Genomic DNA, 1,541 nt, shown 5'->3' on the forward strand with positions numbered 1-1,541 from the left:
CATCGCGGCATGTTCGATCCTGCAGCGCCCGATGCCAGGCTAGCGACGCGTGACCTGGTGCATGCCGTGCGCCGCGAAACCGCGCTGCCGGTGGTGGCGGCCGGTGGCATCATGACTGGGCAAGGCATCCACGCGGCGATGGCCGATGGCGCGATGGCCGCGCAACTTGGCACCGCGTTTGTAGCCTGCCCGGAAGGCTCGGCGCGGCCGGGCTATCGCGCGGCGCTGCTGGCCGCGCGCGACACGGTGATGACCAGCGCCATTTCCGGTCGCCCGGCGCGGTGCCTGGCCAATCGCTTTACCGCGCTGGGCAACCTGCCACCGGTGCCCGATTATCCCCGTGCCTATGCCGCCGGCAAGGCGCTGGATGCCGCCGCCCAGTCGCACGGCGAAGACGGCTTTGGCGCGCAATGGGCCGGCAGCGGCGTGACCCAGGCGCGGGCCATGCCCGCCGCAGACCTGGTGGCGCAACTGTTGCGCGAGATGGCTCAGGCCTGACGCGACAGGCTTTGCATGCGCTGCAGATAGCGGGCCAGAACATCGATCTCGAGGTTGACCTGGCGCCCGGGCGCAAACTGGCCCAGCGTGGTGATCTGCGCGGTGTGGGGAATGATGTTGAGCGCGAAATGGCAGGGGCCGTCGCTCTGATCGGCCACCTCGTTCACCGTCAGGGACACGCCATCGACAGTGATCGAGCCCTTGGGCGCGACATAGGGTGCAAGGGCAGGCGGGGCGGTAATGATCACGCGCAGGCTACCGCCTTCGGGGGTAATGCTGGCGATCTCGCCCAAGGCATCGACATGGCCGGTCACGATGTGCCCGCCCAGTTCATCGCCCAGCCGCAGCGCCGGCTCCAGGTTGACCGGTGCGCCGGCCTGCCATTGCGCCGGGGCAGTGCGGCTGATGGTTTCGCCCGAAACGTCGACGGCAAACCAGGCCTCACCGGCAACGCCGCCCTTTTCCACCACGGTGAGGCACACACCCGAACAGGCGATCGAGGCGCCGATAGCGATGCGCGCCGGGTCCATCGCACAGGAGATCGTCACGCGCTTGTCGCCCTTGTCGGCAATGGCAATCACGTTGCCCACTTCGGTGACGATCCCGGTAAACATTGCGCTGGGCTTTCCTTATGCGTTAGCGGCGGCGGTGGTAGACGGTGAAGGTGTCGCTGCCAAGCCGGCATGCGGGGCCCATGTCCCATCGGCCATGCGCGGCGGAGAGGGTTTCCAGCCCGAGATCGCCCACAGCGGCAAGGCCGGGGCCAACCAGGATCGGCGCGCGATAGAGCAGCAGGCGATCGACCATGTCGGCTTTGAGGAACGCGGCGGCAGCGCCCGCGCCCCCTTCGACGAACAACCACTGCGCATCACCAAAGGCGCCGGGCGCGGTAATATCGGCCGCGGCGCGCCAACCCTGCGGCGCGGAGCCACGGGTCAAGACCCAGCGCTGCGGGCTGCGGGCTTCCAGCCCTGGCAGCCGCACATCGAGCCGAGGAACATCGGCGCGCAGCGTGCCGCCGCCCACCAGGATGGCGTCGGCCC

At 69.0% G+C, this 1,541-nt stretch carries 3 protein-coding genes; 1 reads left to right on the forward strand and 2 read right to left on the reverse strand.

Annotated elements, in window-relative coordinates:
* Positions 1 to 498 (forward strand): nitronate monooxygenase family protein (locus H926_RS29785; RefSeq protein WP_043610935.1); only part of this gene is annotated, 498 nt, incomplete at its 5' end.
* Here the strand turns inward: H926_RS29785 and H926_RS0121885 are convergent.
* Together H926_RS0121885 and H926_RS0121890 are read right to left on the reverse strand one after the other, a co-directional pair.
* Positions 489 to 1,112 (reverse strand): riboflavin synthase, encoded by a 624-nt coding sequence (locus tag H926_RS0121885; RefSeq protein ID WP_022678156.1) that lies wholly within the window; start codon positions 1,110 to 1,112, stop codon positions 489 to 491. The genes H926_RS29785 and H926_RS0121885 overlap by 10 nt on opposite strands.
* A gap of 22 nt (positions 1,113 to 1,134) precedes the next feature.
* Positions 1,135 to 1,541, reverse strand: a 407-nt coding sequence (locus H926_RS0121890; RefSeq protein ID WP_022678157.1) for a dihydrofolate reductase family protein, incomplete at its 5' end; no start/stop codon positions are given.

It is taken from the genome of Novosphingobium sp. B-7 (genome assembly GCF_000410615.1).
GTDB classification, from domain to species: Bacteria; Pseudomonadota; Alphaproteobacteria; order Sphingomonadales; family Sphingomonadaceae; genus Novosphingobium; species Novosphingobium capsulatum.

Coding starts and splice junctions, on each gene's coding strand:
- H926_RS0121885 (WP_022678156.1), bottom strand. CDS start 1,112: ATGTTTACCGGGATCGTCACCGAAGTGGGCAACGTGATTGCCATTGCC.